The following is a 20868-nucleotide window of genomic DNA, read 5'->3' on the forward strand; positions in this document are numbered from 1 at the left end:
CGAGCCGACGACACGAACACGCACACAGTTTTAAGGAGCAGGACGATGGGCGGCGAGGTCATGACCGGGGCCGAAATGGTCATCCGGGCGTTTCAGGATCAGGGTGTCGATACGCTGTTCGGGTATCCCGGCGGCGCGGTGCTGCCGATCTACGACGCGCTCTTCCACCAGGAGACCCTGAAGCACATCCTCGTGCGCCACGAGCAGGGCGCCGTCCACGCCGCGGAGGGCTACGCGCGCTCGTCCGGCAAGGTCGGCTGCGTCCTCGTCACCTCGGGGCCCGGCGCCACCAACATCATCACGGGTCTCACCGACGCACTGCTCGATTCGATCCCGCTGGTCTGCATCACCGGCCAGGTCCCGACGCACCTGATCGGCACGGACGCGTTCCAGGAATGCGATACGGTCGGCATCACGCGCCACTGCACGAAGCACAACTACCTCGTCAAATCGATCGACGACCTGCCGCGCATCCTGCACGAGGCGTTCTACGTCGCGTCCCATGGCCGCCCCGGCCCGGTCGTCATCGACCTGCCGAAGGACGTCCAGTTCGCGTCCGGCGTCTACGAGCGCCCGACGCAGAACGGCCACAAGACCTACAAGCCGGCCTTCAAGGGCGACGCGGCCCAGATCCAGGCGGCGGTCGAGCTGATGGCCTCCGCGCGCCGGCCGATCCTCTACACCGGCGGCGGCGTCATCAATGCCGGCCCGCACGCCTCGGCCCTGCTGCGCAGGCTCGCCGCCGAGACCGGCTTTCCCGTCACCTCGACCCTGATGGGTCTCGGCGCCTTCCCGGCCTCGGACGACCAGTTCCTCGGCATGCTCGGCATGCACGGGACCTACGAGGCCAACCTGGCGATGCATGATTGCGACGTCATGGTCTGCATCGGTGCGCGCTTCGACGACCGCATCACCGGCCGCCTCGACGCCTTCGCGCCGTTCTCGAAGAAGATCCACGTCGACATCGACGCCTCCTCGATCAACAAGGTCGTCAAGGTCGATGTCGGAATCGTCGGCGATTGCGGCTCGGTGCTCGAGGACATGCTGGCCGCCTGGAAGGCGCAGCCGCGCCAGCCGGACAAGGCGCGCCTGGAGGATTGGTGGACCAAGATCCAGGCCTGGAAGGCGCGCGACTGCCTCGCCTACTGGCCGTCGGGCACGATCATCAAGCCGCAATACGCGGTGCAGCGCCTCTACGAGGCCTGCAAAGGCCGGGAGACCTACGTCACCACCGAGGTCGGCCAGCACCAGATGTGGGCGGCCCAGTACTTCAAGTTCGATGAGCCGAACCGCTGGATGACCTCCGGGGGCCTCGGCACCATGGGCTACGGCCTGCCGGCGGCCATCGGCACGCAGCTCGCCCACCCGGAGGGCCTCGTCATCGACATCGCCGGCGAGGCCTCGATCCTGATGAACATGCAGGAGCTGTCCACGGCGGTGCAGTATCGCTTGCCGGTCAAGATCTTCATCCTGAACAACGAGTACATGGGCATGGTGCGCCAGTGGCAGGAGCTGCTGCACGGCTCGCGCTACTCGCAGAGCTACTCCGAGAGCCTGCCGGACTTCGTGAAGCTGGCGGAAGCCTACGGCGCCAAGGGCATCCGCTGCGAGAAGCCGGGCGACCTCGACGCGGCGATCGCCGAGATGCTCGACTACGACGGCCCCGTCGTCTTCGACTGCGTCGTCGACAAGAAGGAGAACTGCTTCCCGATGATCCCGTCGGGCAAGGCGCACAACGAGATGCTGCTGTCCGACTACCTCGGCGAGACCGGGGTCGAGCTCGGCGACGTCATCTCGGAAGAAGGCAAGATGCTGGTCTGAGCCTCCGGACCCATCCCACCGCATCCGGACCGGGCTCCCGCCCGGTCCCATTCGATCGGCCCGGCCGGGCCTCACACGACACGCCATCGCAGACGCAGATCCGGGGCAGCCCATGAACGCCATGAACACGCACTATCCCGATGCCGGCCGGGTCGAGCCGATCAACCGGCACACCCTGGCGGTCATCGTCGACAACGAGCCCGGCGTGCTCGCCCGCATCTCGGGCATGTTCTCGGGGCGCGGCTACAACATCGAGAGCCTGACGGTCTCGGAGACCGAGGTGGCGCGCCACCTCTCCCGCATCACCATCGTCACCGCCGGGACCGACGCGGTGATCCAGCAGATCAAGGCCCAGCTCGACCGCCTCGTGCCCGTGCACCGGGTCGTCGACCTGACCCTCCAGGGCAAGGCCCTCGAGCGCGAGCTCTGCCTCGTCAAGGTGGCGGGCACCGGCGAACACCGGACCGAGTCGCTGACCCTCGCGGCGGCCTTCGGCGCCAAGACCCTCGACGCGACCCTAAACTCCTTCGTGTTCGAGGTGACCGGCACCACCGAGGAGATCGACCGCTTCATCGGCCTGATGACGGTGATCGGCCTCGTGGAGATCTCCCGCACGGGCATCGCCGCCATGGGGCGCGGCGCCGAGGCGATGTAGGTCCTGGCGGCGAGACCGCGCTATGATGTGATGGCGCCGGTCTGCGACGGAGGCGAGCGAAGCCGGAGCGGGAGGGGTCGGACTACGCGGTCCGTCTGTTGGCCGATGAGGTCCGGCGCCTTGGTCGGTCCGAAGGCCAGACCGTGGAGGTCCTTCCGAAGGCACCGCGCGAGGACGCCGCTATCTCGGCGCTCTGGCCAGGCCGGCGCGGTTCTCGTCGATCAGGTCCGCTCCATCGATCGCCGTGCGCGAACGCTCCGATGGCTGGGAACGGTCCCAGCCCAGACCCTCGCGGAAGCCCGCTCCAAACTGGCGGCCCTCATCGGCATACCGGTGGGCGACCCGCCGAAGGAAAACGAACCGCCATGACCACCCTCTACTACGCCCCCGGCGCCTGCTCGCTCGCCTCCCACATCGCCCTGGAGGAGACAGGCGCGCCCTACGAGACCGTACGGCTCGACCTCGCCAAGGGCGACCAGCGCGCGCCCGAATACCTCGCCGTCAACGAACGCGGCCGCGTGCCGGCGCTGGTGGAGGGCGACTGGGTGCTCACCGAGAACACCGCGATCCTGCGCCACATCGCCCGCACGCACCCGCAGGCCGGTCTCTGGCCGGAGGCCCCGCGCGACCAGGCCCGGGTGGACGAGTGGCTGGGCTGGCTCTCGATCAACCACCACCCGGCCTACGCGCATATCCGCCGGGCCGGGCGCTACACCAGCGACGAATCGGCCTTTCCCGGCATCCAGGCCAAGGGGGCCGAGACCTGCGGCGACCTGTTCACGATGACCGAGGTCAAGCTCTCCAACGGCGGCTGGGCGCTGGGCGAGCGCTATAGCGTCGTCGACCCCTATCTGCTGCTGTTCTGGACCTGGGGGCGGGGCCCGACGCTGGGCTTCGACATGGCCGAGCGCTTTCCCGCCTGGACGCGCCACGCCCGCGCCATGGCCGCGCGCCCAGCCGTGAAGACAGTGTTCGCCCGGGAAGGCTTGACGCTGCCCGAATAAGGATCCGGCGAGGGAGCGCCCCCTTGTTCGGATCGCCGAATCGGACTACGAAGCCGCGTACCGTACGGTACGGTACTGGTATTCGACAGGCATGACCGCGACGGCCACACGGGAAGAGACCGGGCACGAGGCGCCTTCGGCCCGCCAGCAGGCGGTGCTCGATGCCGTGCTCGCCCTCCTGGTCGAGGAGGGGGACCAACTCACCATGGACGCGGTGGCGCGCCGGGCGAGTTGCTCGAAGGAGACCCTCTACAAGTGGTTCGGGGACCGCGACGGGCTCCTGACCGCCACGGTGCGCTGGCAGGCCTCGCGGGTCCATGCGGGCCGCGACGCGGGTGGCCCCCTCGACGCCGAATCCCTGCGCGAGCGCCTGCTCGACTTCGCCGTGAGCTGGCTCGACGTCATCGCGGGCCGCACCTCGGTGGTGCTCAACCGCATCGCCATCGCGCATGCCGGCTCGCGCAAGGGCAACCTCGGCGCCATCGTGCTGGCGAACGGGCGCCTGGCCATCGGCGCGCGGGTCAAGCCCGTGCTCGAGGCGGGACGCGCGGCCGGGCTCCTGGCCTTCGACGACGGCGAGACCGCCTTCCGGACCTTCTTCGGTCTGGTCGGCCGCGACATCCAGATCCGACTTCTTCTCGGCGACGCTCTCGAACTCGACGCCACCGAGATCCGACGCGACGCGGCCCGCGCCGTCGACCAGTTCCTGGCCCTCTACGGCCAGGCCCATCCCTGACACCCCACGAAGAGAGGAACCAATCCATGCGGGTCTATTACGATCGCGACGCCGACCTCAACCTGATCAAGGGCAAGAAGGTCGTCATCGTCGGCTACGGCAGCCAGGGCCATGCCCACGCGCTGAATCTCCGCGATTCCGGCGTCAAGGGTATCGTCATCGCGCTGCGCGAGGGCTCGGCCACCGCCAAGAAGGCTGAAGCCGAGGGCTTCACGGTGATGAACGTGGCCGACGCCGCCAAGCAGGCCGACGTCGTCATGATGCTGACCCCCGACGAATTGCAGGGGGACATCTACAAGGAGTCCCTCGAGCCGAACATGAAGCAGGGCGCCGCCCTCCTGTTCGCCCACGGCCTCAACGTGCACTTCAACCTCATCGAGCCCCGCAAGGACCTCGACGTGCTCATGGTCGCCCCGAAGGGCCCCGGCCACACTGTGCGCGGCGAGTACCTCAAGGGCGGCGGCGTGCCGACGCTCATCGCCATCGCGCAGGACGCCTCCGGCAACGCCCACGACCTCGGCCTGTCCTACGCTTCGGCGAACGGTGGTGGCCGCGCCGGCATCATCGAGACCACCTTCAAGGAAGAGTGTGAGACCGATCTGTTCGGTGAGCAGGCCGTGCTCTGCGGCGGCCTCGTCGAGCTGATCAAGGCCGGCTTCGAGACCCTCGTCGAGGGCGGCTACGCCCCCGAGATGGCCTATTTCGAGTGCCTGCACGAGGTGAAGCTGATCGTCGACCTCATCTACGAGGGCGGCATCGCCAACATGAACTACTCGATCTCGAACACCGCCGAGTACGGCGAGTACGTCACGGGTCCCCGCATCGTCACGCCCGAGACCAAGGCCGAGATGAAGCGCGTCCTCAACGACATCCAGTCCGGCAAGTTCACCCGCGACTGGATGCTGGAGAACAAGGTCGGCCAGACCTCGTTCAAGGCCACCCGCGCCAAGCTCGCCGCCCACCCGATCGAGGAGGTCGGCGCGAAGCTCCGCGGCATGATGCCGTGGATCTCGGAGAAGGCGCTGGTCGACAAGGCCAAGAACTGATTCTTGCCCGTTGCAGCCGGGCTTCGCTCGGCTGCACGTCGCGGAGGAAGCCGGCGTCGCGCGAGCGGCGCCGGCTTTTTCGTGCGCGGACGACAGGTCGCCTCGCCCTCGCCATGGCGAGAGATGAAGGGATCGAATGTTGTGCTCGGAGAGGTTTCCCGCGATCATCGCCGCCAACGGCTGCCCGGTTGAGAGCGGCCGAAACGCAGAGGACCCCCATGGCATCGCTCTATTACGACGAGCATCGCGCGCTTCAGGAAGAGTTCAACACCGTCAAGCTCGCGGAGCGCCTGGACACCGGATGGGTTCAGGAGCAGATCGGCGAGACCGAGGCCGCCTTCATCGGCAGCCGGGACATGTTCTTCCTGTCCACCGTCGACCCCGACGGCATGCCGACCGTCTCCTACAAGGGCGGCAGCCCCGGCTTCGTGAAGGTGCTCGACGGCAACACGCTGGTGTTCCCCGGCTTCGACGGCAACGGCATGTGGTACTCGATGGGCAACATCGAGGGGCAGTCCAAGGTCGGCCTGCTGTTCATCGACTTCGAGACCCCGCACCGGGTCCGCGTCCAGGGCCATGCCCGGATGCTGCGCGACGATCCCCTGATGGCCGAGTACACGGAGGCCAAGTATCTCGTCCGGGTCGAGGTCACGAAAGCCTGGGTCAACTGCCCGCGCTACATCCACAAGTATCAGAAGGTGGCGCAGAACCGATACGTGCCGACCCCCGAGAAGGAGACGCCGCTCGCCCTCTGGAAGCGCCTCGACATGGTCGCCGACGTCATCCCCGAGGAGGACAAGGCCCGCGTCGCGAAGGAGGGCCGGATCGAGCTGCCGGAGTACGAGGCCCGGGTCGCCCGCGGCGAGAGCTGAGCCGCGATCCTTACGGCGCCCGGCGCGCGACGATGAAGACCCGCGGAAAGGCGAGCAGACGGCGTCCGTCGCTCCGTGGGGGATACGCTTCGTCGATCGCGGCCGCGTAGGCTTCGAGGAAGCCGGCCGCCGCGTCGGGTGCCAACGGGTCCAAGAAGGGGCGCAGCCCGGTCGCGCTCACCCAGGCGAGGATGGCGCCCGCATCCGCCATCCGGTGGTAATAGGCGGTGCGCCAGACATCCACGTCGGCGGCGAGCGGCGCCAGGAGATCGTAGTAGCCGGCCGGCTCCAGCATGCGTCCGACCCGGCCGGCCACGACCGGGTCGCCGATGGCCTCGGCCCAGGCGCCGGCCGCCGCGATCTCGCGCATGAGGCGGTGCGAGGGCTCCGCGAGGTTGTCGGGCATCTGCACCGCGAGCACCCCGCCCGGCGCGAGGAGGCCGAACAGGCGGGGCAGCAGCACCCGGTGGTCGGGCAGCCATTGCAGCACGGCGTTGGCATAGATCAGGTCCGGCGCCCGTTCCGGCCGCCAGGTCGCGGCGTCGCCCTGCGCGAAGGCGAGGCCGGGCAGGCGGGTCCGGGCGCTCTCCAGCATCGCCGGAGAGGTGTCGAGGCCGATCACCTCCGCGTCGGAGTAGCGCGCCGCGATCAGGGCCGTGGAATTGCCGGGCCCGCAGCCGAGATCGTAGACGAGGCGCGGCGCGTCGAGGGGGATGCGGGCCAGAAGCTCGGCCGCCGGGCGAGTGCGCTCGTCCTCGAAGCGAACGTAGAGAGCGGGATTCCAGTCGGTCATGCGCGCCCTCGCTCCCGTTCCGCCCTCAGCACCCGAGTTGGTCGGCCAGATCGGCCAGATCCCGCGCCGCGTAGGTGACCGACCCGGCGGGCGCGGTCTCGCCACCGCCCGGCCCGTGCTCGCGGGGGCGAGCGATGTGGGCGGTGGACAGGCCGTGATGCGCCGCCGCCGCGAGATCGGCCGAGTGGGCGGCGACCATCAGGGTCTCCGCCGGGGCGAAGCCGAGGGCCGTTACCGCGTCGCGGTAGAGGGCCGGCTTCGGCTTGTAGTCGCGGGAATGGCCGGCGCCCAGGATCGCGTCGAAGATCAGCCCGTTGCGGCGGGCGAGGTCGATCATCAGCCGAACATGGCCGTTCGAATTCGGCGCCAGGAGGTGACGCGTCCGCAGGCGCCGCAGGGCGTCCGGCACGTCGGGCCAGGCGTCGAGCTGGTGCCACGCCTGGACAAGCTCCCGCCGCACGGCATCCGGAACGTCGGCGATGCCGAATTCCGCCAGCACCCGGGGCAGGGATTCCGCCTGGAGCGTATCGAGGTCCACGAAGGGACGGACACCGGAGCGCACGGTCTCCATCGCGGGCTCGTAGCGCCGTCGCCACGCATCCGCGAAGGCACCGGTATCCAGGGACGGGTCGGGGCCGAGCAGGCGCGCGGCCTCGCGGGCGATTCCGGAGCGCCAATCGACGAGCGTCCCGAAGACGTCGAAGACGAGCGCCCGGATCATCACCGCACCGCGTGCAGCCGCGTCCGCCGGACGAAGCCGACGATGTCCTTGACGGCGTCCAGGGTCGGGGCCGCGATGGCCTCTGCGCGCTCGGCTCCGTCGGCCAGCACCGCGTCGATCTCGGCCGGATCGGCCACGAGGCGCTTCATCTCGGCCCCCAGCGGCGCCAGGGTCTCGACGGCGAGTTCGACGAGCGCGCCTTTGAACGCGGAGAACTGGGCGCCGCCGAAATCGCGCAGCACATCTTCCCGCGAGACGTCCTTCAGCGCCGCGAAGATGCCCACGAGATTGTCGGCCTCGGGGCGGCCAGAGAGACCCGCGACCTCGGAGGGGAGGGCGTCCGGATCGGTCTTGGCTTTCCGCACCTTGGCCGCGATAGAATCGGCGTCGTCCGTGAGGTTGATCCGCGAATTGTCGGAGACGTCCGACTTCGACATCTTCTTGGTGCCGTCGCGCAAGCTCATGACGCGCGCCGCCGGCCCACCGATCAGCGGCTCGGTGACGGGGAAGAAGCCGGCCCCTTCATCGTGCCCATGGGCGGCGATCGACTGCGAAAAATCGTTGTTGAACTTCTGCGCGATGTCGCGGGTCAGTTCGAGGTGCTGCTTCTGGTCCTCGCCCACGGGCACGTGGGTGGCGCGGTAGGCCAGGATGTCGGCCGCCATCAGCACCGGATAGGCGTAGAGCCCGACGCTTGCGTTCTCCCGGTCCTTGCCGGCCTTGTCCTTGAACTGGGTCATGCGGTTGAGCCAGCCCAGCCGCGCGACGCAGTTGAAGATCCAGGCGAGTTCGGCGTGCTGGGGCACCTGGCTCTGGTTGAAGACGATCGAGCGCTTCGGGTCGATCCCGGCGGCCAGGAACGCGGCGGTGACCTCACGGATCTGGCCTTTCAGCGCGGCCGGGTCCTGCCACAGGGTGATCGCGTGCATATCGACGACGCAGTACAGGCACTGCGCATCGCGCGCCTGCATCTCGACGAAGCGCTTGATGGCGCCGAGATAGTTGCCGAGATGCAGGTTGCCCGTAGGCTGTACGCCCGAGAACACCAGTTCCTTGAACGCGCTCATCGTGGCGGGGTCCTTCCTGGAAGGGCCGAGGCGACCTCGCATCCCTGGAAAACCCGGCTTCTGGCATCGCGGCTCGGGCGGGGTCAAGAACCCGCGCCCGTCCGACACCATCGGCCGTTTTTCAACGCCGAGGCGCGCGCCCCGACAATAACTATAAGTTGTTTTCTATCTGGAATCCCGATACCAGAATCCATGTCGCGAATCGGGATGATTCGAAACGACGACAGTATTCCCGGAGGGCAGCATGCCATCACGTCTTGTCCGCGCCGGGCGCCGGGCCGCCCTTGGCGTCGTCGTCCTGCTGCCTCTACTACCCGACACTGTCCCGGCGCAGTCCCAGCCGCAACCGGTACTGGTCGACCAGGGTGCGAACTGGGCCGGGGCGGAGAAACGCCGGGCGTTCTACAGCCAGGACCAGGGCTCGCAGCTGATGCCCCTGACGTGGCTTCAGGCACTTCGGAAGCCGGACGGCGCGCCCTTCCTGGCCGACAGCCTCTCACGCTACGGTTATCTGCCGAACCCGGACAGCCCGACCGGCCTGCCCGTCGGCTTCACCGCCGCCGGCTCGCCCGGCGGCGAGTTCGCGGGCATGACCTGTGCCGCCTGCCACACCCGGCAGATCGACGTGGGCGGAACCGCCTACCGGATCGACGGCGGCCCGGCGATCGTCGATTTCCAGAGCTTTCTGGCCGATCTCGACAAGGCCGTGGGCGGGGTCGTCGCGAGCCCTGAGGCCTTCGCGCCCTTCGCGCGGTCCGTCCTCGGCGCCGAGGCCTCGGAGCCGAACACGGTGCGCGCCCTCTTCGTGGCGGTCGACAACTGGTACTATCGCTACCACACGCTGATCTCGCGGGCCCTGCCCGCCAAGCCCTGGGGTCCGGCCCGCCTCGACGCCGTCGGGATGATCTTCAACCGCCTCACCGGCCTCGATATCGGCACGCCCCCCAACACCGTGATCCCCGAGAACATCCACGTGGCGGACGCGCCGGCGCGCTATCCCTTCCTGTGGAACGCGCCGATCCAGGACAAGACGCAGTGGCCGGGCTTCGCCGACAACGGCGACGACGTCCTGGCGCTGTCGCGCAACCTGGGCGAGGTCTTCGGCGTCTTCGGAACGTTCGAGCCCAAGGCCGAGTGGTGGCGCGTCCTCGGCTACGATTACCTGAGCAACAATTCGGCGAACTTCGACGGGCTGCGCAAGCTGGAGAATCTCGTCAAGCAGATCGGGCCGCCGAAATGGCCCTGGGCGCTCGATGTCGGCCTCATCCGACAGGGCAAGGCCATCTTCGCGAGCACGGACCCGGCCGTGAACTGCAAGGGCTGCCACTGGCCGCGACCCGGCACGCCGCGCTTCTTCAACGACCAGACCTGGGCGACGCCGATCCAGGACGTCGGTACCGATTCGCGCGAGCACGCGGTCATGAAGTGGACGGCCAAGAGCGGCGTTCTCACCGGGGCGCACGTCCCCTTCCTCCAGGCGCCGCTCAAGGCAGAGGGCGAACTGGCCTTCAACATCCTGGCCAACGCCGTGCTCGGCTCGATCATCCAGAGCTACGTGCCGCCGCTCTTTGCGTCCCTGCGCACCCGCGCGGAGAAGGGCGCCGCGGTCGCCGACATGGCGAAGGACTTCGTGCTTCCGCCTAAGCTGCGTGAGCTGAAGGGTGCGTTCCCGACGCGGCCCGACGGCACGCGGCCGGAGATCCTGCGCACCGAAAGCGAGAGCTTTCCCTACGAGTCGCGCGTTCTCGAAGGCATCTGGGCTGCCGCGCCCTACCTCCACAACGGCTCGGTGCCGACCCTGGCCGAGCTTCTGAAGAAACCGGCGGACCGCAAGGCGCGGTTCAAGGTCGGTCCGAACTACGACACCACGGAGGTCGGCCTCGCGGCGGACCAGACCAAGTTCGACTTCGTCCTCGAGACGACGGATTGCAGCGCCCGGGATTCCGGCAACAGCCGCTGCGGCCACGATTACGGCACGAACCTCTCACCCCAGGAAAAGGCGGCCCTGATCGAGTACCTGAAGACCCTGTAGGTCTTCGCTCACGGCTCGCGGACCGCGCCCCCGGCGCCGGTGCGGGCCTGCCCCTCCGGGCAGAGGTCGAGGAGGACGCAGCGCCCGCAGGCGGGGTTGCGGTGGTGGCAGACGTGCTGCCCGTGTAGCATCAGCACCTCGTGGTTGTCGTAGAGGGCCTGCGCGCTCCAGTCGGCGGGCAATTGCGCCCGCAGGATCGGGTGCGACGGCCCGACATCGACGCGGGGGCCGATGAGGCCGGTGCGCTGGGCCACGCGATGGTGGTGGCTGTCCACCGGCAGGGCCGGCATCCGCAGGAGGCTGAAGGAGAGCACCGCCGCGCTGGTCTTCGGCCCCACCCCGGGGATCGCCTCGAGCCAGGCCCGGGCCTCCTCCACCGCCATGTCCTTGAGGAAATCGAGGGTGAGGGCGCCCTGACGTGCCTTCACGGCGGAGAGGATCGCCTGGAGGCGCGGCGCCTTTAGTTCCGGCCAGGTCACCCCCGCGATGGTCGCCTCGATCTCGGCGACGGGGGCCGCCAGCATCGCCTCCCAGTCGGGATAGCGGGCCCGCAGCGCCTTGAAGGCGCGGCCGGATTCGGCATTGCGCGTCCGGTGGGAGAGGAGCGAGGAAACGAGTTCACTTAAGGGATCGAGACTGTGGAAGTACGGGATCGGGCAGCCATAGACCGGGCAGAGGCGCGCGTGGATCGCCAGGGCCTTGTCGCTGAGGGCAGGGTCGACCGCGGTCGCTGTAGATTTCGCGGGTCGGGTCCGGCGGGGGCGGGGGCCGGCGAGGTCGTGCCCTGATGCGATCGGCATGCTGGGTGAATCCGCGTGCGTCGGCGCGGTTCCCCGACGCGGCACCGGTTCACCCCCGGGCTGACGGATTTGGCAAAGCGTAACGCGCTGCCCCGGCGGGGTGCCTTGCATGACGCAGTGCACTGTGAAACCCTGGACCGGTCATCAAAGATGGTACGGGAGAGCCCAGGTCGAGCGTTTCACCAAGCGAAGCCTTCGAACCATGGCGCCGACGGAGCAACCACCCCCGGAAACTCTCAGGCACAATCACCGTACCGTTGGACAATCTGGAGAGAGGCGCCTGACGGCGTCCACCGAAGGAGAAATCCCGGGCCGCATCCGCGGTCGGGGAGAAGCTCTCAGGTAACCGCGACAGATGGGGGCAACCGGAAACGCTCAGCCGAGCTTCCGGAAGCTGCTTGTCGTGGAGTGATCCGATGTCCCCCGATGTTGCCCGCACGCCCCTGCATGCCTTCCACCTGCGCCACGGCGGCCGGATGGTCCCGTTCGCCGGCTACGCCATGCCGGTGCAGTATCCGGCGGGCCTGCTCAAGGAGCACTTGCACACGCGGAGCGGCGCCGGCCTGTTCGACGTGTCGCATATGGGCCAGATCCGGCTCACCCCGCGCTCTGGCGACCTCGACGACGCGGCGCGCGCCCTCGAAACCCTGCTGCCCATCGACGTGCTCGGCCTGACGCCGGGCCGCCAGCGCTACGGGCTCCTCCTCGACGCGTCGGGCGGCATCCGCGACGACCTCATGGTCGCCCATTGCGGCGACAGCCTCTTCCTCGTGGTCAACGCCGCCAACAAGGCCGCCGACGAGGCCTATCTGCGGGCGCATCTCTCCGACGTCTGCACCGTCACCGTGCTGGCCCGGGCCCTCGTCGCCCTGCAGGGGCCGGGCGCGGAGGCGGCGCTCGCGCGCCTCGCGCCGGAGGTGGTTGAGATGCGCTTCATGGACGTGCGCATGCTCGGGCTCATCGGCGCCTCTGCCCTCATCACCCGCTCCGGCTATACCGGCGAGGACGGCTTCGAGATCTCCGTGCCCGAGGACCGGGCCGAGGCCCTGGCCGAAGCGCTGCTGGCCGATCCCACGGTGCTGCCGATCGGGCTCGGCGCCCGCGATTCCCTTCGCCTCGAAGCGGGCTTGTGCCTGCACGGCAACGACATCGATCCCGGCACCGACCCGGTGGAGGCCGGCCTGTCCTGGGCGATTCCCAAGGTGCGCCGGCGCGGCGGCGCCCGGGCCGGCGGCTTTCCCGGGGCGGCGCGCATCCTCGACGCCCTGGAGACCGGCCCGGCCCGCAGGCGCGTCGGCCTTCGTCCGGAGGGTCCCACGCCCGTGCGGGCGGGGGCGCCGCTCTTCGCCGACGAGACCGGCGCGGCCATCGGGCAGGTCACCTCCGGCGGCTTCGGGCCGAGCCTGCAGGCGCCGCTCGCCATGGGCTACCTGCCGGCCGCGCTCGGCGCCCCCGGCACCCGCGTCTTCGCCGAGGTGCGCGGCAAGCGCCTGCCCCTGGTGGTGTCGGGACTGCCCTTCGTTCCGGCGGGCTTCAAGCGCGCCTGACCCCCTTCCATCCAACACCCAGGAGAGAGCGATGCGGAAGTTCACGGACGAGCACGAGTGGCTGGACTGCGCCGGCGACGTCGCCACGGTGGGCATCACCACCCATGCGGCCGAGCAGCTCGGGGACCTCGTCTTCATCGAGCTGCCGAAGGTCGGCGCCAAGCTGACCAAGGGCGAGGCCGCGGCCGTGGTCGAGTCGGTGAAGGCGGCCTCCGACGTCTACGCGCCGGTCTCCGGCGAGGTGACCGAGATCAACGACGCGGCTGTGGCCGACCCGTCCAGCGTCGGCGCCGATCCGCAGGGCGCCGGCTGGCTCTACCGCATCCGCCTCGACGATCCGGCCAGCCTCGACGGCCTGATGGACGAGGCGGCGTACGCCGAGTTCGCGAAGTAGCGCCGCCGCTTACCCTCCCCCTATGCGGGGGAGGGTGCCCACGGAGTGGGCGGGAGAGGGGACGACCTCTCCGGATACGGCGCTCCCTCATCCGCCCCGCTGCGCGGGCCACCTTCTCCCGCAAAGGGGAGAAGGGATGCGACGGCATCGTCCAGATCATTCACAATCCGAGGCCCCCATGCCCCACGACCGCTACGACCCCTACGACTTCGCCAACCGCCGGCACATCGGCCCGACGACGCAGGAAATCGAGGCGATGCTCGGCGTCGTGGGCGCTCAGAGCCTGCACGCCCTGATGGACGAGACCCTGCCGGCCGACATCCGCCAGGAGGAGCGCCTCGACTTCGGGGTCGCGATGACCGAGCGCCGGGTGATCGAGCACATGCGGGGCATCGCCGACAAGAATCGGCTCCTCGTCTCGCTGATCGGGCAGGGCTACCACGGCACCACCATGCCGCCGGTGATCCAGCGCAACATCTTCGAGAACCCGGCCTGGTACACGGCCTACTCGCCCTACCAGCCCGAGATCAGCCAGGGCCGCCTCGAGGCGCTCCTGAACTTCCAGACCCTGGTCTGCGACCTGACCGGCCTCGACATCGCCAACGCCTCGCTGCTGGACGAGGCTACCGCCGCGGCGGAGGCCATGGGCATGGCCCAGCGGATCGGCGCGAATGGGAAGACCGCCTTCTTCGTGGATGCCGAATGCCTGCCCCAGACCATCGCGGTGCTGCGCACCCGCGCCGCGCCGCTGGGCTGGACCATCGTGGTCGGAGATCCGGCCACCGACCTCGATCCGGCCCAGGTCTTCGGCGCGATCTTCCAGTATCCCGGCGTCTGCGGCGGCATCCGCGACCTGACCGGCGCAATCGCCGACCTGCACGCGGCCGGCGCGGTTGCGGTGGTGGCGGCCGACCCCCTGGCGCTCACGCTCCTGACCTCGCCGGGCGAGATGGGCGCCGACATCGCCATCGGGTCGATGCAGCGCTACGGTGTGCCGATGGGCTATGGCGGCCCGCACGCGGCCTACATGGCGACCCGCGACGCCCACAAGCGCACCCTGCCGGGCCGCCTCGTCGGGGTCTCGGTGGATGCCCGCGGCAACCGCGCCTACCGCCTCGCGCTCCAGACCCGCGAGCAGCACATCCGCCGCGAGAAAGCGACCTCGAACATCTGCACCGCGCAGGTGCTGCTCGCCGTCATCGCCGGCATGTACGCGGTGTTCCACGGCCCGCGCGGGCTCAAAGCCATCGCAGCCCGGGTCCATCGCGACGCCGTGCGCCTCGCCGGTGGCCTGGAGGCGCTGGGCTTCACGGTGGAGCCGGAGCACTTCTTCGACACGATCACCGTGCGGGTCGGCGCCTTCCAGGGCCTGATCCTCGGGCAGGCGGTCGCCAACGGCGTCAACCTGCGGAAAGTTGGCGCGGAACGCATCGGCATCACGGTGGACGAGCGCACCCGCCCCGACATCCTCCAGGCGGTGTGGCGCGCCTTCGGGGCGACGGACCCGGTCTACGATGACGCCTGGCCGGAGAGCCGCCTGCCGCAGGCGCTGATGCGGACCTCCCCCTACCTGACGCATCCGATCTTCCACATGAACCGGGCCGAGAGCGAGATGACGCGCTACATGCGCCGCCTCGCCGACCGGGACCTGGCGCTCGACCGGGCGATGATCCCGCTGGGCTCCTGCACCATGAAGCTCAACGCCACCGCCGAGATGCTGCCTATCTCCTGGCCGGAATTCGCCGAGATCCACCCCTTCGTGCCGGCGGACCAGGCGTTGGGCTACCGGGCGCTCATCGACGACCTGTCCGAAAAGCTCTGCGCCATCACCGGCTACGACGCGATCTCGATGCAGCCGAATTCCGGCGCGCAGGGGGAATATGCCGGGCTGCTCGCCATCCGCGCCTATCACCTGTCGCGGGGGGACGCGCACCGGACCGTCTGCCTGATCCCGTCCTCGGCCCACGGCACCAACCCGGCCTCGGCGCAGATGTGCGGGATGAGCGTGGTGGTGGTGGGCGCGGATGCGCAGGGGAACGTCGACCTCGACGATTTCCGCAAGAAGGCGGAGCTGCATTCCGAAAAGCTCGCCGCCTGCATGATCACCTACCCGTCGACCCACGGGGTCTTCGAGGTCCAGGTCCGCGCGATCTGCGACATCGTCCACGGCCATGGAGGACAGGTCTATCTCGACGGGGCCAACCTCAACGCCCTGGTGGGTCTCGCCCGCCCCGGCGACATCGGCGCGGACGTCAGCCACCTCAACCTGCACAAGACCTTCTGCATTCCCCACGGCGGCGGCGGCCCCGGCATGGGCCCGATCGGCGTCAAGGCGCACCTGATCCCGTTCCTGCCCTCCGACCCCCGCACGGGCGAGGAGGGGGCGGTCTCGGCCGCGCCCTACGGTTCGGCCTCGATCCTGCCGATCTCCTGGAGCTACTGCCTGCTCATGGGCGGGCGCGGCCTGACCCAGGCGACCCGCATCGCCATCCTCAACGCCAACTACATCGCGGCCCGCCTGAGCGGCGCCTACCCGGTCCTGTATTCCGGCGCCCAGGGGCGGGTGGCGCACGAGTGCATCATCGACGTGCGGCCATTCCAGAAGAGCGCGGGCGTCAGCGTCGACGACATCGCCAAGCGCTTGATCGATTGCGGCTTCCACCCGCCGACCATGTCCTGGCCAGTGGCCGGCACCCTGATGATCGAACCCACCGAATCCGAGACCAAGGGCGAGATCGACCGCTTCTGCGACGCCATGCTGGCGATCCGCGAGGAGATCCGCGCCATCGAGGAGGGGCGGATCGACCGGGCGAACAACCCGTTGAAGCACGCCCCCCACACGGTGCGCGACCTCGTGGGGACCTGGGAGCGCCCCTATTCCCGCGAGGCGGCCTGCTTCCCCTCCGGAAGCCTCGGGATGGACAAGTACTGGCCCCCGATCAACCGGGTCGACAACGCCTACGGCGACCGCAACCTCGTCTGCGCCTGCCCGCCGGTGGACGCCTATAGCGAGGCGGCGGAGTAGGGGCGTCGCGCCGGCCGCTTATCGCCCCCATTCGGGGTGGGAGCGGCCGGCGCGGGTCTCTATACCCAGCTCAACCCCCGATCCGGATCGGCCGCAGAGCCACACGGGGGAAGTCGCGAGAGGCGCTTTATGGGACAGATCACATCGTCCTGGCTGTTCTGGGCCGTGCTCTCGGCCGTGTCCGCGGCCCTCACGGCGATCTTCGCCAAGGTCGGCGTCGAGAACGTCGGTTCCGACTACGCCACGTTCGTGCGGACCCTCGTCATTCTGGTGGTGATCGCCGGCATCCTCGCGTGCACCGGCGGCTGGCAGGCGCCCACCTCGGTGTCGGGGCGAACCTACCTCTTCCTGGTGTTGTCCGGCATCGCGACCGGGGCATCCTGGCTCTGCTACTTTCGGGCGCTCAAGCTCGGCGAAGCGGCCCGCGTCGCACCCATCGACAAGCTCAGCGTCGTGCTGGTGGCCGTGTTCGGCGTGCTGTTCTTGGGCGAGCGGCTCTCGGCCCTGAACTGGGCCGGCGTCACCCTGATCGCGGCCGGCGCCGTTCTGGTCGCGTTCCGGTGATGAGCGACGGCCGCCACAACGCTTCGGCCATCTTCGCGTCGGAGAATCGCCCATCCACCCGACAGGGGCCTGCGCGGTCGATCGCGACCGCCACACCGGAGCATGCCATGCCGGAGACGCGCTACACGATCCTGCCCAGCCCTATCGGGCCCCTCGTTCTGGCGGGCATCGACGCGCGGCTGGCCTGCATCGGCTTCCCCGCCGGCAAGGGCGCGGTGACGCTCAAATCCGACTGGCTGCGGGACGACACAGCCTTCGGACAGGCGCGGGCGCAGCTCGATGCGTATTTCGCCGGGCGCCTGAACCGGTTCGACCTCGAACTCGCCCCGCGCGGCACGCCGTTCCAGCTGGCGGTCTGGCAGGCGCTCACCGAGATCCCGCCGGGCGAAACGATCAGCTACGGCGAACTCGCCCGGCGCATCGGGCGCCCCAGCGCCAGCCGGGCGGTGGGGGCGGCCAACGGGGCCAACCCGCTGCCCATCGTGGTGCCCTGCCACCGGGTGATCGGCGCGGGCGGGGCGCTGACGGGCTTTGCCGGCGGGCTCGAGACGAAGCGCTTCCTGCTGGCCCTGGAGCGCGGGCAGGGCGCCGCGGCCCAGGCACAAATGAGCCTGCTCTGACCCGAGCGGCTCAGGCCCGAACCTATTTCGGCAGGGCGTAGATGTTCACGTCGAGCTTCTCGTCGGCCTTGTCGTTGAGGTCGGTGACGTATTCCTCGATGAACCGGTCCTGCACCACGACGTCCTTGGCGTCGAGATAGGCGGTCAGGGTCTCGTAGGTGCCGTCGATCTCGTCGTAGGAGCCCTTGTGCGGGAAGCGCAGGGCGCGCCCGCTCGGCGTGGTGCCGAAGCGCAGGCCGTCCGCCTCGGCGGGTTTGGGGTCCGGCATCGCGGCGATCGGGATCATGGCGTCGTACTGGAAGCCGTCGTCGTCCGTCTTGGCGAAGACCGCGAGGGGGCGGCCCACCGCCTGGATGCCGGCCTTGGCCAGATCCGCCTCGATGCGCTGGAACGCGGCCTTGAGGCTCGGCACCGCCTCCTCCCACTTCGCGCGGCCCGCCAGGATGGCGGCGGGCTTGGCCGGCAGCGAGACCTCGTCGACGTCGTTGGCGTCGCCGGGCGTGGCCACCAGGGTCTGCCGCGGGCCGGTCGTCGGCGTGGCCGAGGGCGCCGCACCGGCCTGGGCCGGCACCGGAATGTCGGCCGTGCCGGGATTCTTCGGGTCGGGATTGGTGGTGGTCGGCAGCGGGTTGGCCGCGGCCGGCGGGGTCGCGGGCGCCGGCTGGGCGAGGGTGGCGGCTGGGAGCGCGAGGCACCCGGCGAGCAGGACGACGAGCGACTGGGAACGGATCAAGGCGGTGGCTCCGGAGCGTCGCTGAGGCGCGGGTGACGTCGAATCGCATGACCCGGACCCAGAACCGGGAACCTAGGCGCGATGGGGCCGCCCGGCGAGAGCGCATGCGTGCCGCGACGCACGAAGCGCGCGCAGCGCGGCGCTTCTGCAACGCAGCCGCGCCCCGAGCGCGCTGTCTGCCCCCGTGCGTGCGCCGGCGCTTTGCCCTATAGCCCCACCGGATCGAACACCCGTCACGCGGGGCACGCAGACGAGGCGGCAATGGACATGACGGCAACGGACACGGCGACATGAGCGAGCTGGCCCATCGGCGGTTCCTGAAGATGCACGGGGCCGGCAACCGGATCGTGGTCCTGGACCTGCGCGGCACGTCCGTGCAGGTCACGGCCGGGGAGGCGCGCGCGATCGCGGCCGATCCGCGCTCGGCCTTCGACCAGCTCATGGTCATCCACGATGCCCGGAACCCCGGCACCGACGCGTCCCTGCGCATCTACAACACGGACGGCTCGGAATCCGGCGCCTGCGGCAACGGCACCCGCTGCGTCGCCTACGCGATGTTCGACGACCCCGCCATGGCGCGCCCCGCCGAGAGTGGTCGGCTCACCCTGGAGACCCGGGGCGGCCTGGTCAGCGTCAAGCGGGTGGCCGAGCGCTCCTTCACCGTCGACATGGGGCGGCCACGATTCGCCTGGGCCGAGATCCCGCTCGCCGAGCCGTTCCAGGACACGCGGCGGATCGAGCTCCAGATCGGGCCCATCGACGATCCCGTCCTGCACTCGCCCGGCGTCGTGAACATGGGGAACCCGCACGCGGTCTTCTTCGTGGACCGCGATCCCGAGACCTACGACCTCGCTCGCATCGGCCCCATGCTGGAGAACCATCCCGTCTTTCCCGAGCGTGCCAACATCTCGGTGGCGCAGGTGCTGGGGCCGGACCGGATCAAGCTCCGGGTCTGGGAGCGCGGGGCCGGGCTGACGCTCGCCTGCGGCACCGCCGCCTGCGCCACCCTGGTGGCGGCCGCGCGCCTGCGCATGATCGGCCGGGGCGCCACGGTGAGCCTGCCCGGCGGCGACCTCGTCATCGAGTGGCGCGCCGACGACCACGTGCTGATGACGGGCCCGGTGGCGCTGGAATGGGACGGCACCTTCCCGCCCGAGATGTTCGCGGACGACGGCGCGGCCTGACGATGGCGGTCGAGACCCTGACCTTCGGCTGCCGCCTCAACACCGTCGAGTCCGAGGTGATGCGCGGGCACGCGGAGGCCGGGGCCGCATCCGCCGACCTCGTCATCGTCAACACCTGCGCGGTGACGGCGGAGGCCGGGCGCCAGGCCCGCAAGGCGATCCGCCGCCTCGCCCGTGAACGGCCCGGCGCCGAGATCGTGGTCACGGGCTGCGGCGCGCAGGTCGAGACCGAGGCCTACGCGGCGATGCCGGAGGTGGCACGCCTCGTCGGCAACGACGCGAAGGGCCGGGCCGAGACCTGGGCGGGGCCGGCGCGCCCGGAGGCGCGGGCCGCCATCGACGACATCATGGCGGTGCGAACGGCCACCCCGACCCGGATCGCCGGCATCGCCGGGCAGACCCGCGCCTTCGTGCCCGTGCAGAACGGCTGCGACCACCGCTGCACGTTCTGCGTCATCCCGTTCGGGCGCGGCAATTCCCGCTCCGTCCCACTGGCCGACGTGGTCGCGCAGGTCGCCAGGATCGTGGAGGCGGGCGGGCGCGAGGTGGTGCTCACCGGCGTCGACCTCACCGCGTATGGCCGCGACCTTTATGCCGCCTCGAGCCTCGGGCGCCTCGTCCAGGCGATCCTCGCGCAGGTGCCGGAGCTCGCCCGCCTGCGCCTCTCCTCCATCGATTCCATCGAGGCCGACGACGCCCTGATGGCGGCGATCGCCGGCGAACCGCGGCTGATGCCGCATTTCCACCTCTCCCTCCAGGCCGGTGACGACCTCGTCCTGAAGCGGATGAAGCGGCGCCACACGCGCGCCGACGCGGTCCGGTTCTGCGACGCGGTCCGGGCCCTGCGCCCCGGTGCGGTGTTCGGGGCCGACCTCATCGCGGGCTTTCCCACCGAGACCGAGGCCCAGTTCGCCCGCTCCCTCGACCTCGTGGCCGAATGCGGGCTGACGCACCTGCACGTCTTCCCCTACTCGCCGCGCCCCGGCACCCCCGCCGCACGGATGCCGCCGGTGCCGGGCGATATCGTGCGGGAGCGCGCGGCCCGCCTGCGCGCGGCGGGCGCCGTCGCCCTGGCCGCGCACCTCGCCGGGGAGGTCGGCCGCACGCACCGGGTGCTCACCGAGCGCGGCGGCCTCGGGCGCACGGAGGGCTTCACCCCGGTGCGGCTGGCGCCGGAGCCTCCGCCGGGGATCTTTCGCGAGGTGACGATCGCCGGGCATGACGGCCGCGTGCTCATCGCGGGTTGAGGCGCCG

The 20868-nt window shown here is 70.0% G+C and carries 20 protein-coding genes and 1 riboswitch; of the genes, 15 read left to right on the top strand and 5 right to left on the bottom strand.

Annotation, left to right across the window (positions count from 1 at the left end; translation table 11 throughout):
• The first annotated feature begins 45 nt into the window (after positions 1-45).
• From MKK58_RS11905 to MKK58_RS11935, 7 genes are all read left to right on the top strand, one after another.
• Positions 46-1821, top strand: coding sequence for an acetolactate synthase 3 large subunit (locus MKK58_RS11905; RefSeq protein WP_243912250.1), 1776 nt, complete (start codon positions 46-48; stop codon positions 1819-1821).
• A gap of 112 nt (positions 1822-1933) precedes the next feature.
• The gene (ilvN, locus tag MKK58_RS11910) at positions 1934-2476 is read left to right on the top strand and encodes an acetolactate synthase small subunit (RefSeq protein ID WP_238280494.1); all 543 of its coding nucleotides are present in this window, start codon (positions 1934-1936) and stop codon (positions 2474-2476) included.
• Positions 2477-2581: 105 nt separating this feature from the next.
• Positions 2582-2845 carry a type II toxin-antitoxin system PemK/MazF family toxin gene (locus tag MKK58_RS11915; protein ID WP_243912251.1) on the top strand — a complete coding sequence of 88 codons (264 nt, stop codon included), beginning with the start codon at positions 2582-2584 and terminating at the stop codon, positions 2843-2845.
• A complete protein-coding gene (locus MKK58_RS11920) occupies positions 2842-3480 on the top strand; it encodes a glutathione S-transferase family protein (protein WP_243912252.1) in 639 nt (212 codons plus the stop codon). Before MKK58_RS11915 ends, MKK58_RS11920 begins: the two co-directional genes overlap by 4 nt.
• Positions 3481-3571: 91 nt before the next feature.
• Positions 3572-4216 carry a TetR/AcrR family transcriptional regulator C-terminal domain-containing protein gene (locus tag MKK58_RS11925; RefSeq protein ID WP_243912253.1) on the top strand — a complete coding sequence of 215 codons (645 nt, stop codon included), beginning with the start codon at positions 3572-3574 and terminating at the stop codon, positions 4214-4216.
• 26 nt (positions 4217-4242) lie between these two features.
• On the top strand, positions 4243-5262 hold the full coding sequence (gene ilvC / locus MKK58_RS11930) for a ketol-acid reductoisomerase (protein WP_238280482.1): 1020 nt from the start codon (positions 4243-4245) through the stop codon (positions 5260-5262).
• Positions 5263-5480: 218 nt separating this feature from the next.
• On the top strand, positions 5481-6134 hold the full coding sequence (locus tag MKK58_RS11935) for a pyridoxamine 5'-phosphate oxidase family protein (RefSeq protein WP_243912254.1): 654 nt from the start codon (positions 5481-5483) through the stop codon (positions 6132-6134).
• 10 nt (positions 6135-6144) lie between these two features.
• Here the strand turns inward: MKK58_RS11935 and tam are convergent, their stop codons facing one another.
• From tam to trpS, 3 genes are read right to left on the bottom strand one after another with little or no spacing between them, the layout of a single operon-like run.
• The gene (gene tam, locus MKK58_RS11940) at positions 6145-6927 is read right to left on the bottom strand and encodes a trans-aconitate 2-methyltransferase (RefSeq protein ID WP_243912255.1); all 783 of its coding nucleotides are present in this window, start codon (positions 6925-6927) and stop codon (positions 6145-6147) included.
• Between the two features lie 25 nt (positions 6928-6952).
• Positions 6953-7651, bottom strand: a complete 699-nt coding sequence (locus MKK58_RS11945) for a haloacid dehalogenase type II (RefSeq protein WP_243912256.1) — start codon at positions 7649-7651, stop codon at positions 6953-6955.
• The gene (trpS, locus tag MKK58_RS11950) at positions 7648-8715 is read right to left on the bottom strand and encodes a tryptophan--tRNA ligase (RefSeq protein WP_243912257.1); all 1068 of its coding nucleotides are present in this window, start codon (positions 8713-8715) and stop codon (positions 7648-7650) included. The genes MKK58_RS11945 and trpS overlap by 4 nt, the downstream gene beginning before the upstream one ends.
• Positions 8716-8959: 244 nt before the next feature.
• On the opposite strand from trpS, the gene MKK58_RS11955 reads away from it, so the two are divergent.
• The gene (locus MKK58_RS11955; protein WP_243912258.1) at positions 8960-10747 is read left to right on the top strand and encodes a di-heme-cytochrome C peroxidase; all 1788 of its coding nucleotides are present in this window, start codon (positions 8960-8962) and stop codon (positions 10745-10747) included.
• Positions 10748-10755: 8 nt separating this feature from the next.
• On the opposite strand, the gene nth is transcribed toward MKK58_RS11955, so the two are convergent.
• The gene (gene nth, locus MKK58_RS11960) at positions 10756-11547 is read right to left on the bottom strand and encodes an endonuclease III domain-containing protein (RefSeq protein ID WP_243912259.1); all 792 of its coding nucleotides are present in this window, start codon (positions 11545-11547) and stop codon (positions 10756-10758) included.
• 256 nt (positions 11548-11803) lie between these two features.
• A riboswitch (glycine riboswitch) is annotated at positions 11804-11912 on the top strand.
• A gap of 51 nt (positions 11913-11963) precedes the next feature.
• Between nth and gcvT the strand changes: the two genes are divergently transcribed.
• The 5 genes from gcvT to MKK58_RS11985 all read left to right on the top strand — a co-directional run bounded on the left by gcvT (position 11964) and on the right by MKK58_RS11985 (position 17697).
• Positions 11964-13094 carry a glycine cleavage system aminomethyltransferase GcvT gene (gene gcvT, locus MKK58_RS11965; RefSeq protein WP_243912260.1) on the top strand — a complete coding sequence of 377 codons (1131 nt, stop codon included), beginning with the start codon at positions 11964-11966 and terminating at the stop codon, positions 13092-13094.
• 31 nt (positions 13095-13125) lie between these two features.
• Positions 13126-13488, top strand: coding sequence for a glycine cleavage system protein GcvH (gcvH, locus tag MKK58_RS11970; protein WP_243912261.1), 363 nt, complete (start codon positions 13126-13128; stop codon positions 13486-13488).
• Positions 13489-13666: 178 nt separating this feature from the next.
• A complete protein-coding gene (gene gcvP / locus MKK58_RS11975; RefSeq protein WP_243912262.1) occupies positions 13667-16513 on the top strand; it encodes an aminomethyl-transferring glycine dehydrogenase in 2847 nt (948 codons plus the stop codon).
• Between the two features lie 129 nt (positions 16514-16642).
• The gene (locus MKK58_RS11980) at positions 16643-17077 is read left to right on the top strand and encodes an EamA family transporter (protein ID WP_243912263.1); all 435 of its coding nucleotides are present in this window, start codon (positions 16643-16645) and stop codon (positions 17075-17077) included.
• A 107-nt stretch (positions 17078-17184) separates the two neighbouring features.
• Complete coding sequence (locus MKK58_RS11985; protein WP_243912264.1) at positions 17185-17697, top strand: methylated-DNA--[protein]-cysteine S-methyltransferase; 513 nt, start codon at positions 17185-17187, stop codon at positions 17695-17697.
• A gap of 22 nt (positions 17698-17719) precedes the next feature.
• Here the strand turns inward: MKK58_RS11985 and MKK58_RS11990 are convergent, their stop codons facing one another.
• Positions 17720-18430: a GyrI-like domain-containing protein gene (locus MKK58_RS11990; protein ID WP_243912265.1), complete on the bottom strand. Its 711-nt coding sequence runs from the start codon at positions 18428-18430 to the stop codon at positions 17720-17722.
• A gap of 290 nt (positions 18431-18720) precedes the next feature.
• Here MKK58_RS11990 and dapF point away from each other — a divergent pair, with 290 nt between their 5' ends.
• Positions 18721-19614 (top strand): diaminopimelate epimerase, encoded by an 894-nt coding sequence (gene dapF, locus MKK58_RS11995; RefSeq protein ID WP_243912266.1) that lies wholly within the window; start codon positions 18721-18723, stop codon positions 19612-19614.
• Between the two features lie 2 nt (positions 19615-19616).
• Entirely contained in the window at positions 19617-20861 is a 1245-nt protein-coding gene (gene mtaB, locus MKK58_RS12000; protein ID WP_243912267.1) for a tRNA (N(6)-L-threonylcarbamoyladenosine(37)-C(2))-methylthiotransferase MtaB, read from the top strand.
• Positions 20862-20868: the final 7 nt, after the last annotated feature.

It is taken from the genome of Methylobacterium sp. J-078 (assembly GCF_022829285.1).
Taxonomy (GTDB): Bacteria; Pseudomonadota; Alphaproteobacteria; order Rhizobiales; family Beijerinckiaceae; genus Methylobacterium.

What these genes read in the sequence shown, in the direction of transcription:
- MKK58_RS11905 (WP_243912250.1), top strand. Translation starts at nt 46, where the DNA reads ATGGGCGGCGAGGTCATGACCGGGGCCGAAATGGTCATCCGGGCGTTT.
- ilvN (WP_238280494.1), top strand. Translation starts at nt 1,934, where the DNA reads ATGAACGCCATGAACACGCACTATCCCGATGCCGGCCGGGTCGAGCCG.
- MKK58_RS11915 (WP_243912251.1), top strand. Translation starts at nt 2,582, where the DNA reads ATGAGGTCCGGCGCCTTGGTCGGTCCGAAGGCCAGACCGTGGAGGTCC.
- MKK58_RS11920 (WP_243912252.1), top strand. Translation starts at nt 2,842, where the DNA reads ATGACCACCCTCTACTACGCCCCCGGCGCCTGCTCGCTCGCCTCCCAC.
- MKK58_RS11925 (WP_243912253.1), top strand. Translation starts at nt 3,572, where the DNA reads ATGACCGCGACGGCCACACGGGAAGAGACCGGGCACGAGGCGCCTTCG.
- ilvC (WP_238280482.1), top strand. Translation starts at nt 4,243, where the DNA reads ATGCGGGTCTATTACGATCGCGACGCCGACCTCAACCTGATCAAGGGC.
- MKK58_RS11935 (WP_243912254.1), top strand. Translation starts at nt 5,481, where the DNA reads ATGGCATCGCTCTATTACGACGAGCATCGCGCGCTTCAGGAAGAGTTC.
- tam (WP_243912255.1), bottom strand. Translation starts at nt 6,927, where the DNA reads ATGACCGACTGGAATCCCGCTCTCTACGTTCGCTTCGAGGACGAGCGC.
- trpS (WP_243912257.1), bottom strand. Translation starts at nt 8,715, where the DNA reads ATGAGCGCGTTCAAGGAACTGGTGTTCTCGGGCGTACAGCCTACGGGC.
- MKK58_RS11955 (WP_243912258.1), top strand. Translation starts at nt 8,960, where the DNA reads ATGCCATCACGTCTTGTCCGCGCCGGGCGCCGGGCCGCCCTTGGCGTC.
- nth (WP_243912259.1), bottom strand. Translation starts at nt 11,547, where the DNA reads ATGCCGATCGCATCAGGGCACGACCTCGCCGGCCCCCGCCCCCGCCGG.
- gcvT (WP_243912260.1), top strand. Translation starts at nt 11,964, where the DNA reads ATGTCCCCCGATGTTGCCCGCACGCCCCTGCATGCCTTCCACCTGCGC.
- gcvH (WP_243912261.1), top strand. Translation starts at nt 13,126, where the DNA reads ATGCGGAAGTTCACGGACGAGCACGAGTGGCTGGACTGCGCCGGCGAC.
- gcvP (WP_243912262.1), top strand. Translation starts at nt 13,667, where the DNA reads ATGCCCCACGACCGCTACGACCCCTACGACTTCGCCAACCGCCGGCAC.
- MKK58_RS11980 (WP_243912263.1), top strand. Translation starts at nt 16,643, where the DNA reads ATGGGACAGATCACATCGTCCTGGCTGTTCTGGGCCGTGCTCTCGGCC.
- MKK58_RS11985 (WP_243912264.1), top strand. Translation starts at nt 17,185, where the DNA reads ATGCCGGAGACGCGCTACACGATCCTGCCCAGCCCTATCGGGCCCCTC.
- dapF (WP_243912266.1), top strand. Translation starts at nt 18,721, where the DNA reads ATGAGCGAGCTGGCCCATCGGCGGTTCCTGAAGATGCACGGGGCCGGC.
- mtaB (WP_243912267.1), top strand. Translation starts at nt 19,617, where the DNA reads ATGGCGGTCGAGACCCTGACCTTCGGCTGCCGCCTCAACACCGTCGAG.